The following is a 12,525-nucleotide window of genomic DNA, read 5'->3' as shown; positions in this document are numbered from 1 at the left end:
GACATGTGACTGGTCGGTAACTTGGCGCGAACCTGGGGAGGCGGAAGATGCGCATCGGTGTGCTCGTCGTCGCCTACAACGCAGCCTCGACGCTCGCCCAGACCCTCGACCGACTCCCACCCGCGTTCGCCGGGCGCGTCGAGCACGTGCTGGTGTGCGACGACGCCAGCGCCGACGGCACCTACGACGTGGCGCTCGCCTACCTGGCCAGCTCGCGACTGCCGCTGACGGTCATCAAGCACCCGCACAACCTCGGGTACGGCGGCAACCAGAAGGCCGGCTACCACTGGGCCATCGAGCACGGGCTCGACGTCGTGGTGCTGCTCCACGGTGACGGGCAGTACGCCCCCGAGGTCATCGAGAGCCTCGTGGCCCCGCTCGAGCGCGGCGACGCCGAGGCCGTCTTCGGCTCGCGGATGATGGAGCGCGGCAAGGCGCGAGCAGGCGGCATGCCGCTGTACAAGTACGTCGGCAACCGCATCTTGTCGACCTTCCAGAACCGCGTCATCGGCCTGGAGCTCACCGAGTGGCACAGCGGCTACCGGGCCTACCGCGTCGATGCCCTCACCGACGTCGACCTCGACGGGTTCAGCAACGGCTTCGACTTCGACACCGAGATCATCTTGGGCCTTCATGGCGCGGGCAAGCGCATCGCCGAGGTGCCGATCCCGACCTACTACGGCGACGAGATCTGCCACGTCAACGGGATGAAATATGCCAAGGATGTGACCGCCGACGTGGTGCGCTACAAGGCTCGGCGGATGGGCTTCGGCACCGGGCCGTCCGGACTGGCTGCCGGCTCGACCGGCGCCGACAGCGAGGCCTATGAGCTCAAGCCGTCGGCGCACTCCTCCCACGGCGTGCTGCTCCGCTGGACCTCCCGCCTCGCGCCGGGCACCACCGTGCTCGACGTCGGGTGCTCCGACGGTCAGTTCGGTGCCCTGGTGCGGGCCCAGGGCCACCGCGTCGACGGCGTCGACCTGGTCAAGCACGAGGGTGTCGGCGAGCGGCTCGACGGATTCGTCGAGGCCGACGTCAGCCGGGGGCTGCCGGCCGGCACCGCGTCGTACGACGTCATCGTGGCCGGCGACATCCTCGAGCACGTCGTCGACCCCGCGACTCTCCTGAAGGACCTACGTGACCATCTCTCCCCCGGGGGGCAGGTCCTGGTGTCGGTGCCCAACTTCGGTCACTGGTATCCCCGCGGCAAAGTCGCGCTGGGCCGCTTCGACTACGACCAGCGCGGTCCGCTCGACCACACCCACGTCCGCTTCTTCACCCGCCGCACCTTCGAGCGCCTGGTGAACGAGTGCGGGCTCCACATCGCCGAGCGCGATGTCGTGGGCTCCCCCGTCGACGTGCTCGACCGCGGAGGCGAGACCTTCGTGTCCCGGACCGCTCGTCGTGCCGCCAGGGTCGACCGCGTGGCCACTGCTGCGTGGCCGACGATGTTCGGCTACCAGTTCCTCTACCGGCTCCAGCCCATCTGAGCCTGGTCCGTCAGCTCGCCATCGTCTTGAACACCTCCATCGCCCCGGTCCAGACCCCTCCGCAGCCCGCGGAGCCGCACGAGCCCGACCCGTCGGCTGCGAGCCCCACCCCGCCACGGCCGCCGCGCCGGGTCGTCGTCCCATCGCTCGCCGGACCCTTGAGCGGCGGGCTCGTCTTCGTGCTGATGCTGCTCGACTTCGGCACCGACCTCGGGCGACAGGCTGTGGCGCTCGGCTACGGCGCCAACTTCTTCGAGGCGCAGGGCAACGCCTTCCTCGACGGCCGCATCGACGTGCCCGCCTACGTGATGGGCATCGAGGGGTTCCTGATCGACGGCAAGACCTACATGTACTTCGGTCCGTTCCCCGCGATCCTGCGCATCCCGGTCCTCCTCGTCACCGACGACTTCGTCGGCCAGATGACCGTGGTGTCGATGCTGGTGGCGTTCGTCGTCTTCGCGGTCTTCACCACCCGCCTTGTCTGGCTGGTCAGGAGCGCGATCCTCGGCGACACCCCGGTCTCCACCCGCGAGTCCGTGCTCGCGGGCATCTTCTTGGCCGGTGTCACCGGTGGCACCACGCTGACCTTCGACGCTGCGTTGCCGTGGGTCTACCACGAGGTGTACCTCTGGCAGACCGCCCTGGTCGTCGCCGCTGCCTACTGGCTGGTCCGGCTCGGCATCCGGCCGACGGTGCGGGGTGTCGCGTGGCTGGGACTGGTCGCGCTGTGCGCCGTGCTGACGCGCACCACCGGTGGCTGGGGCGTCTGCCTCGGCACCATCGCGCTCGCGGGGTGGATGTTTCGCGGCCGGTCGTTCGCCGGCCGGCGCCGACTCGCACCCCTGGTACTCGTTGCCGGGGCACTGCCGCTCGCCGTCGGGATCGCCTACAACATGGTGAAGTTCGGCCATCCCTACCTGTTCCCCCTGCAGGACCAGGTCTGGACGACTCTCAACCAGCACCGTCGGTTCGCACTCGAGGCCAACGGCGGCACCATCACCGGACCGCTGTTCTTCCCCACGTCGTTGGTGACCTACTTCGACCCGCGCAGCATCCGGTTCGTCGACTACTTCCCGTGGATCACGCTGCCCGGCCACAACGCCCACGGCGTCGGGGGCGCGGTCATCGACCAGGCCTACCGCACGGGCAGCGTGACCGCATTCATGCCGCTGTGGCTGCTGATGGCGCTCGCCGCCTTGCCGACGGTGCTGCGGCGCACGCGACCGCGCCACCTCGACCACCGGGGACGGGACGGAGACGACGGTCAGGGTGTGCGGGCCCTGCGGCCTGCCGTGGTGGCCACCGTGTTCATGACCGGCGGCGTGATGGCCTACGGATACCTCGCGTTCCGCTACACCAGCGAGTTCGTGCCCGCGCTCGTGGTGGGGTCCACGATCACGCTGTGGGCGGTCGTGGCTCCGCTGGCCCGGCGCTCCCGCGCCGTCACCGCAGCCCTGGCAGCGCTGATCACGGCGGGGGGTCTGTTCTCCATGGCGGCCGAGACGGCCACCGGCTTCGCGGCCGCCGCGACCACGCACCGAGGCCCGGCGCTGGAGCGCTACCTGGATCTGCAGAGCCGGCTCAGTGGCGGCCCCGGCAGCTCGTTCGCTGCCTTGATCAGTCGCTCCGACCACCTGCCCCGGGGCGGCAGTGCCGACCAGTTGCACGTCCGCGGCGCTTGTGACGGCCTCTACCTCAACACCGGCGACACCTACGAGCCGTGGATCGTGGTCGAGGAGCGCAGCAACCTGGTCTCGGTCGGGCTCCCGAGCTCGTCGGCCCGGGAGTCGGTCGACCTGTTCGTCGTACACGGCAAGGCGACCCGTCAGGTGTTCCTGCAGACCTTCGACGACGGCAGCGCCCAGGTCGGCATCCGCAACGAGACCGGTGTCTACTACGGCCCCCTCTTTCGTCCGTACCCCGGCGAGGACGTCCGCGTGGGCCTGCGCACCGACCCCACGATCGGCTACCTGGAGGTCAGCTCCACCCCTGGCGGCTTCGTCGGGTATGTGCCGCTCCAGGAGTGGTACGCCGACTGGGTCTCACGCATCGGCTGGGTCGAGCCGGTCTACGACCAGGCGGTCACGCTGCCCGGCTCGCGACTGAGGATCAAGCCTGCCGAGGGCCTGACCCCGCCCCTGTGCGCGCGCCTGGTCGACCACAACCTGGCGCGGGATTGACGCGCGCCATGCGGGTCCTGTTCCTCTCCTGGCGCGACACCTCCCACCCCGACGGCGGCGGGTCGGAGGTGTACGTCGAGCAGGTGGCGGCCGGCCTGGCGGCCCGTGGTCACGACGTGACCGTGTTGTGCGCGAGCCACGACGGCGCGGCCGACGTGTCGGTGACGGGTGGCTTCCGGGTGCTGCGACGGGGCGGCCGTCTCACCGTCTACGTGCACGGCCTTGCCTACCTGCTCTCCCGCGCCGGCCGCCGTACGGACGCGGTGGTCGACGTGATCAACGGGCTGCCGTTCGCGACACCCCTCGTACGCCGACGGGGCCTGGTCGCCCTGGTGCACCACGTGCACCGCGAGCAGTGGCGGATCATCTACCCCGGGTGGGGTGGTCGCCTGGGGTGGTACGTCGAGTCGCGGGTGGTGCCCTGGCTCTACCGGGCCATCCCCTTCGTCACGGTCTCGGAGGCCAGCCGGCGAGACCTGCACGCGTTGGGGCTGCGCCGGGTCGAGGTGGTCCGCAACGGCACCCCATCGCTGCCCGCACCCCGGCTGCCCCGGTCGGCAACCCCTCGACTCTGCGTGCTGGCGCGACTGGTCCCGCACAAGCGCATCGAGCAGGCCATCGCACTCACCGACGAGCTGCGCGAACGCCACCCCGGCCTCGTGCTCGACCTGGTGGGGGACGGCTGGTGGGCCGGCGAGCTCGACGCCGAGATCTCCCGCAGGGGACTGCAAGGCGTCGTGGTCCGGCATGGCCGGGTGGACGAGCAGACCAAGGCCGACCTGCTCGGCCAGGCCTGGCTGATGGTGCTGCCGTCGGTGCGGGAGGGTTGGGGCATCGCCGTGCTCGAGGCCGCAGCCGTAGGCACCCCGACCGTGGCCTACCGCAACGCGGGCGGGACCGCCGAGTCGGTGGTCGACGGGACCACGGGTGCACTTGTCGCCGACGAGGCTTCACTGCGACAGATCACCGACGAGCTGCTGGGCGATCCGCGACGACTGGATGCGCTGGGTCGGGCCGCACGTGAGCGAGCCGCCACGTTCACGTGGGACGAGGCCACCACGGGCCTGGAGAAAGTGCTGCTGGAGGAGCTGCGCCGCGGCTACTTGCCGTAGACCAGCGCCGCCTGCTCGGCGGGGTTCTGGTCGGGCGAGGCACTCATCGACTGCACGAGGGTGAAGGTCACCAAGAAGGCCAGCACAGCACCGATCACCGGCGTGATGATGATGCTGAGGAAGTTGGGCATCGGGCTCCCTTTCGAGCTCGGTGTTTCCTGGTGAGTCCTGGGACGCAGCCTAACAGCCCAGGCTACTGGTCGGTCACCTCTCGGCTGGGCCGTCTGGCTCGCACCGCGACGATGAGGCCGCCGAGCAGGCCTCCCAGCAGCGCCACTCCCCACGCCGCGTCGACAGCGGCGACGGCGGCGACGGCGACGGGGCCGGCCGAGTCGACAGACGACTCGGGCTCCCTGTCGGCGCCCGGCACCCGGAAGAGCCGCACGTCCGACCCGTCGACGACCGGCGTCAGCCCGCTGGTGTCCAGCTCCGCGGCCCCCGGCTGGTCGGCGTACACCAGGACCCAACCGACATCCGCCGCGGCCAGACTCTCGGCCAGCGGCACGTCGGTTCGCGCGAGCGCCGTCTCCACCTCGCGAGCGCGGGTGTCCTCGCCTGCGACGCTCCCCGATTCGGTCAGCAGGGCGTCGGACACCACCGTGGGTCGCTCGGTCCAGCGGGGCAACGGGTCGGCCGCCGACACCGGGTTGCCCCAGGAGAACTCCCGGTAGGAGGCCCATGGCAACGTCACCACCTCCCCCACAGCATCCGGGTCGTCGAGCACCGCGACCGCTCGCGTGAGGTCGTCGGGGTAGGTGACGGGCTCGAGAGCCTGCCAGGTGCGGCCGGCTGCATCGGGCACCAGCACCACCGGCAGCAGTGCCATGGCACCGACCAGGAGTGCCCCGAGATCGGAGTCCCGCCGACGAAGGGCACGCTCTGCCCGGGTGACGGCGATCCCGGCCGAGGACACCACCACGACGACGTAGGGCAGCAGCCACTTCTGGCCATCGCGCAACAAGCCCGAGCCGGGGACGTGTTCGACCGCCCAGGCCAGCGCGTCACCGCCCCCGGGCAGGTGGGCCAGACCCGCCAGCACGAACCCGACCACCGCGGCCAGCGCGAGCGCTTGCTCGCGGCGAGCCATCCGTGCGCCGCCTGCCAGCAGCACGACGACGACCAGCACGGTCAGGGCGTGACCACCCCACGACGTCAACGAGGCGGGCACCTGGAACGGGCTCCACACTCCGCCAGTCGTCAACAGGCTGGGCCAGACTCCCCCCGGCCGCTCCGCCCGGGCTGCGAAGACCTCGACGCCGAGCGGGTCGCTCGTAGCCGAAGCAGCGCCGAGCACACCGGCCAGCACCCACGGCAGCTGGGCCGCCACCGCGACGAGGAGCAGCCTGACGGCACGAGCGATCGAGTCGCGGTGCACGACGACCACGACCAGCGTGGCGACGACGACCATCAGCACGAGCGCTCCGCCGGTCGGCGTCAGCGAGGCGACCAGGATCAGGCAGACCGACGCCCACCAGGCCCGACGCTCCCCCGCGAGCACCCGCCGTACGACGGGCAGCAGCCACCACATCGCCGCGTAGGTGGCCAGCAACGCCCACTGGCCCAGCGCCAGCCGCTCGACGACGTAGGGGTTCCAGACCGCCGCCACGCCGACGAGGCAGCGAGCCGCCGGCGAGACCTCCTGGACGACGACGGCGAGAAGCCGGTGCGCCCCCCACCCGGCGGCCAGCAGCACGCCGGCCACGGCGACGCGGAACACCACCGCCCCGTCGACCACCGAGGTCGCCGCAGCGAGGACGCCGTCGAGCGGCACCGCACGAGGCAGCGAGGAGCCCATGCCGATGGCATCGAGCGTCCACGGGGCGCGAGGGCTGAAGACCATGTCACGAGCCAGCCCGTAGCCGGCTGTGGTCCACATCGGCCAGGTCAGCACGAGCACCACGACGGCGACGAGGGCGTCGGGGAGCACCCGCGTGAACCCACGTCCCACGGCGCCGGCCTCCCCAGTTCCTATGATCCGCTCCTATGAGGGCAGCTCATTGAACACCCGGGTCGAGGACGAGGGTCGCGCCGCTGCCTTCGAGGCGGCCTACGCCTGGATCGAGCCCGTCGGCGGCTGGCTGACCCGCGACCAGGCCAGGGTGCTCTTCGAGGCGGTCCGCGCCCTGCCACACAACTCGACGGTGGTCGAGGTCGGCTCGCATCAGGGGCGGTCCACCCTGGCCCTGGCCCTGGCCCGTCCGGACGTCACCGTGGTGGCGATCGACCCCTTCGAGGCCGGCGGCAGGTTCGGCGGTCCGGCGACCCGGCAGGTGTTCGAGGACAACCTCAGCCGACCACGCGTGCGCGGGCGCGTCGAGCACCTGGCTCTGCGCAGCACCCAGGTACTCGACGCCTGGGACCGACCTGTGCACCTGGTCTTCGTCGACGGCAAGCACGACGTGCTCAGCACGCTGCGCGACCTGCAGTGGGGCGACCGCCTCCCGCCGGGCGGGCGGCTGCTTGTGCACGACGGCTTCTCCTCGATCGGCGTCACCTTGGCGCTGCTGCTGCACGCCCTGCCCTCGCCGAACCTGCGCTACGCCGGCCGGGTCGGCAGCCTGGCGATGTTCGTGCGCGCCCGGCCATCCGGGCAGGACCGCCTGGCCGTGCTGGCCGAGCTGCCGTGGTTCGCCCGCAACGTGGGCATCAAGGTGTTGCTACGGCTGCGGCTGCGTCCCATCGCGCGGCTGGCCGGGCATCACGACCGCGCCGATCCCTACTAAGGATCTCTGCCCCGCCACACCGGTTCACTAGGCTCGCCCGGTGACCGAGACCGTTCCTCCCGGGCACTCGGGTCGCCCGGCAGGACCGCGCCACCGCGGGGCCAGCGTCGCCGTGGCGATGGCGGTCATGAACCTGGCCGCCTACGCGTTCACCGCGATCGCAGCACGGTTGCTCGGGCCCCAGGACTACGGCGCGCTCGCCTCGCTGATGGCACTGCTGCTGGTCATCGCCGTGCTCCAGCTCGGCTTGCAGACCGCTGCCGCACGCAGGATCTCGGCCGACCCGGCCCAGGTCGCGCAGATCGAGCGAGAGATCCTCTCCTTGACCTATCGGGTCGCCGGCGGCGTCGGCGTCGGGCTGCTCCTGCTGACGCCCGTCATCAACAGCCTGCTACGTCTCGACAACCTCGCGGCTGCCTCCCTCGTCGCGCTGTGCGCCGTACCCCTGACCATCACCGGGGGCCAGCTCGGCGTCCTGCAGGGCGAGCGCCGGTGGTGGCCGGTCGCGATGATCTACGTCGCCACAGGAGTGCCGAAGCTCGCGGTGGGCACGGCCCTGATGCTGTGGCACCCGACCGAGCTGAACGCGTTGGTCGGGGTGTTCGTCGGGGCCATCGCGCCGGTACTGCTGGGGGCCTACGCACTGCGTCGCAAGCGCACGTCCGAGCAGGACAGCTCGCGCCACTCGACGCGGCCGGTCGCCCGCGAGGTGCTCGCCAACGCCCAGGCGCTCCTGGCCTTCTTGTCGCTGATCAACTGCGACGTGATCTTGGCCCGCAACGTGCTCGACGAGCACGAGGCCGGCCTCTATGCAGGAGGGCTCATCCTCACCAAGGCCATGCTGTTCCTGCCGCAGTTCGTGGTGGTGGTCGCCTTTCCGTCGATGTCGACAGCCCATCAGCGGCGCCAGGCGCTCGTGCGCGGCCTCGCGTTGATCGTGGCTCTGGGTGCCGTGGGCGTCCTGGCGTGTGCGGCGCTGCCCCGGCTGGCGCTGGTCTTCGTCGGCGGACCGGACTACGCCGCCATCCAAGGCCGGCTGTGGCTGTTCGCAGTACTCGGCACCGTGCTGTCGCTGCTCCAGCTGCTGGTGTACGCCGTGCTCGCCCGCCGCGGCACCCGCTCGGTCTACCTGGTGTGGGGCACCTTGGTGGTCCTGGTCGCTGCCGGCTCCCAGGCCACGTCGGTCACCGGGCTGTTGGTAGTGGTCACCGCGGTCGACACCGTGTTGTTCGTCGCGCTGCTCGCCGCCAGCCTCGTCCGCCTCCGCAAGCCCGTCGAGGACCAGGCGCCCCCACCCGAAGCCGTCATGTGACGACTCGCCGGTCGAGGAGGGCGCGCCAGCACCCGTCTGGAGACCCAGTGACGCAACTGCTTCCAACCAGCGGAGCGTCAGTGGGCCGCCTCGTGCCACGAATGACCGGTGCCGATGGAGACGTCGAGGGGCACCTCGAGGCTGGCGGCGCCGCCCATCTGCTCGCGCACCAGTGCCTCGAACTGCTCGCGCTCGCCGGGGAAGACCTCGAAGACCAGCTCGTCGTGAACCTGCAGCAGCATCCGCGAGCGCAACCCGGCCTTGACGGTGGCATCGTGCACCCGCAGCATCGCCACCTTGATCACGTCGGCGGCCGAGCCTTGGATCGGCGCGTTGAGGGCCATCCGCTCGGCCATCTCGCGACGCTGCCGGTTGTCGGAGGTGAGGTCGGGCAGGTAGCGGCGGCGACCCATGATGGTCTCGGTGTAGCCGGTGCGCCGGGCCTCGTCGACGACGCTGGCGAGGTAGTCGCGCACCCCGCCGAACGTCTCGAAGTACTCATCCATCAAGACCTTGGCCTCGCTCGGGTCGATGCGGAGCTGGCCGCCGAGCCCGAAGGCAGACAGGCCGTAGGCCAGGCCGTAGTTCATCGCCTTGATCTTGGCGCGTTGGCCGGGGGTCACCTCGTCGGCGGGTACGTCGAAGACGCGCGAGGCGGTGATCGAGTGGAAGTCGCGACCGGAGTTGAAGGCCCCGATCAGACCGGCGTCTTGCGACAGGTCGGCCATGATCCGCATCTCGATCTGGCTGTAGTCGGCCGTCATCAGGCACTCGTAGCCGTCACCGACGACGAACCCCTCGCGGATCCGCCGACCCTCCTCGGTGCGGATGGGGATGTTCTGGAGGTTGGGCTCGGTGGAGGACAGCCGGCCGGTCGCCGCGATCAGCTGGTTGAAGGTGGTGTGGATGCGACCGTCCGCGGCCACCGTCTTGAGCAGACCCTCGAGCGTCTGCCGAAGCCGCGAGACGTCGCGATGACGCAGCAGCGCCAGCAAGAAGGGGTGCTCGGTCTTCTCGTAGAGCGACTGCAGCGCGTCGGCGTCGGTGGTGTAGCCGGTCTTGGTGCGCTTGGTCTTGGGCATGCCGAGCTCGTCGAAGAGCACGGTCTGCAGCTGCTTGGGGGATCCGAGGTTGATCTCCTTGCCGATCACCGAGAACGCGTCCTCGGCCGCGCGCTTGACCTCGCCGGCGAAATGGGTCTCGAGCGACTGCAGGTGGTCGATGTCGACCGCGATGCCCGTCTGCTCGAGCAACGCCAGCAGGTCGATCAGCGGCAGCTCGACATCGGCCAGCAGCTGCGTGCCGCCGCGCTCCTCGATCTCGTTGTCGAGAGCATCAGCGAGGTCGACGACCGCCCGCGCGTGCAGCATCGCGGTGTCGGCCGCGTCGTCGGAGCCCATGCCCCCGGCCTCGTCGAGGGCGTCGAAGGTGAGCTGCCCCTGGTCGACGCTGTCGGTCGCGCCCTTCAGCTCTCGCTTGAGGTAGCGCAGCGTCAGGTCGGCCAGGTCGTAGGAACGCTGGTCGGGGCGCGCGAGGTAGGCCGCCAGCGCGGTGTCGCTGACCAATCCGCGCAAGCGCCAGCCTCGGGCAGCCAGGGCGAGCATCGGGCCCTTGGCATCGTGGAGCACCTTGGCGCGGGCGGGGTCCTCGAACCACGTCACCAGCGCGGCGTCGTCATCGGGTGAGACCTCCCCCGCGTCGACGAACGCCCCCGTGCCGTCGGCGGTGGCGAACGCCAGCGACCAGACCTCGCCGGTGCCGGAGCCCCAACGACCCTGCACCGTGATGCCCGTGCGGCCTTCACGGGTGTGCTCCTCCAGCCAGCCCGACACCTCGCCCGGGGCCAGCCGCGAGCCGGCCAGCTCGAAGCCGGACTCGTCGATCTCGTCGTGCTGGACGTCCCAGGACTCCAGGAGCCGCTCGCGCAGCACGCGGAACTCCAGGGAGTCGAACAACGTGTGGACGAGCTGGCGGTCCCATGACTCGGCCGCGAAGTCGGCGGGGCCGAGCTCGAGGTCGAGGTCGCGGACCAGCGCGTTGAGCGAGCGGTTGCGGATCACGTCGCCGAGGTGCTCGCGGAGGCTCTCGCCGGCCTTGCCCTTGATCTCGTCGGCGTGGGTGACGACGTTGTCGAGGCCGTCGTAGAGCTGGAGCCACTTGGCGGCCGTCTTGGGCCCGACACCGGGGACGCCGGGCAGGTTGTCGGAGTCCTCGCCCACGAGAGCCGCCAGCTCGGGGTAGCGATCGGGGCCGACGCCGTATCTGGCCTCGACGGCCGCCGGCGTCATCCGCGCCAGCTCGGAGACGCCCCGCATGGGGTAGAGGACGGTCGCTCGCTCGTTGACCAGCTGGAAGGAGTCGCGGTCACCGGTGAGGATCAGCACCTCGAACTCGTCGTCGCTCAGCGCCTGTGTCACGAGCGTGGCAATGATGTCGTCGGCCTCGTAGCCGTCCTTGCGCAGGTGCTTGATCCTGAGGGCGTCGAGCACCTCGTCGATCAGCGGCAGCTGGCTGGAGAACTCCTCGGGCGTCTTGTTGCGCTTGGCCTTGTATTCGGGGTATTGCTCGAGGCGGAAGGTCTGGCGCGACTTGTCGAAGGCCACCGCGATGTGGGTCGGCTGCTCGTCGCGGAGCACGTTGATGAGCATCGAGGTGAACCCGAAGACGGCGTTGGTGTGCTGTCCGGTGGTGGTCGAGAAGTTCTCCACCGGGAGCGCGAAGAACGCGCGGTAGGCCAACGAGTGGCCATCGAGCAGGAGCAGTCGCTTGGTCGCTTCGGGCACTGTCCGACTCTAGTCAGGGCCACCGACAGCACGGTCTCTCGCAGCGGGACGCCCGCACGCGGCGGATGCCCGGCAGCCGGGAGCCAACCGGTCTGGACCGGTCTAGACGCTCTCGGCGCTCTGCCTGCGCATGGAGCGGCGCACGGCGAGCACGTGGGTGAGCTGGCGAGCGGGCACCCGCGCCACCGGAGGGCGCTGGGCCATCAGCTTGGCCCGGACGACGGTCGTCGGGGCCAGGCGGAAGGTCGCGATGGGCCCCAGAGCCAGGCGGGCCATGAAGCGGTTGCCGTCGCGCGAGCCGGAAGGCGCGGCGGCCACCAGATGTCCCGCGCCGCACTCCTCGGCCCAGGTCACCGCGGCATCCATCAGTGCCCGGCCGACGCCGTGACGGCGGAACTCGGGGAACACCTGCGGCGACATGACCTGGACGGATGCGTCCAGGTTGAGCGGTGTGATCGTGGTCAGGCGCAGGTGTACGGCGCCTGCGAGGTGTCCGTCGTACTCGGCGACGACCAACCGCTGATCGGGATCGTCGCTCGCTGTCGTGACCACGTAGGACATGTCGGCCACCCGGTCGTGCTCGTCGCCACGACGCAGCAGATCGGCCCACAGATCCGCGAGAAGCTCGGCGTCGGCCGCCACCGCCTCGCGCACGTAGACCAGCGATCGACTCATACTTGTTCGCCTCCATGGCCCGGGGCGAACGGCGCATCCCCACCCCCCGTGGACGCCGCTCCTCCGGCGACCATAGCGGTCCCGGACCGGCTTGTCCCTAGACCCCCTGCATCGGCGGCTGGGGGACGGGCTGGGGGACGGGGTGCGAGGCCGCCACGAGACGCTGCTTCACACGCCTGAAACCGGTGCGAGGTCCAGCGCACGGGCTCGCCGCCACGGTGATTGACGTAACGGTTCGCTAACGACAGGG

At 70.6% G+C, this 12,525-nt stretch carries 9 protein-coding genes; 5 read left to right on the top strand and 4 right to left on the bottom strand.

The genetic code is table 11. The annotated features are described in order from the left end of the window. The first annotated feature begins 47 nt into the window (after positions 1–47). From ISU10_RS06385 to ISU10_RS06375, 3 genes are read left to right on the top strand one after another with little or no spacing between them, the layout of a single operon-like run. Positions 48–1,490 carry a bifunctional glycosyltransferase/class I SAM-dependent methyltransferase gene (locus ISU10_RS06385; protein ID WP_194695533.1) on the top strand — a complete coding sequence of 481 codons (1,443 nt, stop codon included), beginning with the start codon at positions 48–50 and terminating at the stop codon, positions 1,488–1,490. A 26-nt stretch (positions 1,491–1,516) separates the two neighbouring features. After that, positions 1,517–3,670, top strand: coding sequence for a hypothetical protein (locus ISU10_RS06380; protein WP_194695532.1), 2,154 nt, complete (start codon positions 1,517–1,519; stop codon positions 3,668–3,670). 8 nt (positions 3,671–3,678) lie between these two features. Then, positions 3,679–4,782, top strand: coding sequence for a glycosyltransferase family 4 protein (locus ISU10_RS06375; RefSeq protein ID WP_194695531.1), 1,104 nt, complete (start codon positions 3,679–3,681; stop codon positions 4,780–4,782). Here the strand turns inward: ISU10_RS06375 and ISU10_RS06370 are convergent. Continuing rightward, complete coding sequence (locus ISU10_RS06370) at positions 4,770–4,913, bottom strand: hypothetical protein (protein ID WP_194695530.1); 144 nt, start codon at positions 4,911–4,913, stop codon at positions 4,770–4,772. The two genes, ISU10_RS06375 and ISU10_RS06370, sit on opposite strands and share 13 nt — an antisense overlap. Positions 4,914–4,975: 62 nt before the next feature. After that, on the bottom strand, positions 4,976–6,730 hold the full coding sequence (locus ISU10_RS06365; protein WP_194695529.1) for an MmpA family trehalose lipid delivery protein: 1,755 nt from the start codon (positions 6,728–6,730) through the stop codon (positions 4,976–4,978). Between the two features lie 22 nt (positions 6,731–6,752). On the opposite strand from ISU10_RS06365, the gene ISU10_RS06360 reads away from it, so the two are divergent. Next, positions 6,753–7,505 (top strand): class I SAM-dependent methyltransferase, encoded by a 753-nt coding sequence (locus tag ISU10_RS06360; RefSeq protein ID WP_194695528.1) that lies wholly within the window; start codon positions 6,753–6,755, stop codon positions 7,503–7,505. 40 nt (positions 7,506–7,545) lie between these two features. Beyond that, positions 7,546–8,817 (top strand): lipopolysaccharide biosynthesis protein, encoded by a 1,272-nt coding sequence (locus tag ISU10_RS06355; protein WP_370864848.1) that lies wholly within the window; start codon positions 7,546–7,548, stop codon positions 8,815–8,817. A gap of 77 nt (positions 8,818–8,894) precedes the next feature. On the opposite strand, the gene polA is transcribed toward ISU10_RS06355, so the two are convergent. Beyond that, on the bottom strand, positions 8,895–11,600 hold the full coding sequence (polA, locus tag ISU10_RS06350) for a DNA polymerase I (protein ID WP_194695527.1): 2,706 nt from the start codon (positions 11,598–11,600) through the stop codon (positions 8,895–8,897). A gap of 102 nt (positions 11,601–11,702) precedes the next feature. Further along, positions 11,703–12,275: a GNAT family N-acetyltransferase gene (locus tag ISU10_RS06345; RefSeq protein ID WP_194695526.1), complete on the bottom strand. Its 573-nt coding sequence runs from the start codon at positions 12,273–12,275 to the stop codon at positions 11,703–11,705. Positions 12,276–12,525 lie beyond the last annotated feature (250 nt).

The organism is Nocardioides agariphilus (genome assembly GCF_015352445.1).
GTDB lineage: Bacteria > Actinomycetota > Actinomycetes > Propionibacteriales > Nocardioidaceae > Nocardioides > Nocardioides agariphilus.
This window is presented reverse-complemented; position numbering and strand designations above follow the sequence as displayed.